Origin of the sequence: Bartonella sp. AA2SXKL (assembly GCF_042197205.1) — a bacterium.
GTDB lineage: Bacteria > Pseudomonadota > Alphaproteobacteria > Rhizobiales > Rhizobiaceae > Bartonella.
Genome location: NZ_JBHIRN010000070.1, coordinates 701 through 994, shown reverse-complemented (window position 1 = coordinate 994; position 294 = coordinate 701). Strand labels below are relative to the sequence as shown.

Annotated in this window: 1 protein-coding gene; it reads left to right on the top strand. The window is 37.1% G+C overall.

Annotated features, from left to right (window positions below; genetic code table 11):
• Positions 1 to 23 precede the first annotated feature (23 nt).
• Positions 24 to 294, top strand: a 271-nt coding sequence (locus ACFINS_RS09795) for an endonuclease/exonuclease/phosphatase family protein (RefSeq protein ID WP_375706154.1), incomplete at its 3' end; no start/stop codon positions are given.

Below are 294 nucleotides of genomic sequence, written 5' to 3'. Positions count from 1 at the left end.
TATAACACTTAAGATTGAGTATCATGAAAATAGTAACGTGGAATATTGCTGGAATAAAAGCACGGCATGAAACATTATATCAATGGCTACAGCAAAATCGGCCTGATATAGTCTGTTTACAAGAAATCAAAAGTACCGATGAGAATTTTCCACGCGATGCAATTGAAAGCTTAGGTTATCACATAGAAACACACGGACAAAAAAGTTTTAATGGGGTTGCGATTCTCTCCAAAAAAACACCCGATGAAGTTATCCGCCAACTACCAGGCAATGACAAAGATGAACAAACACGTT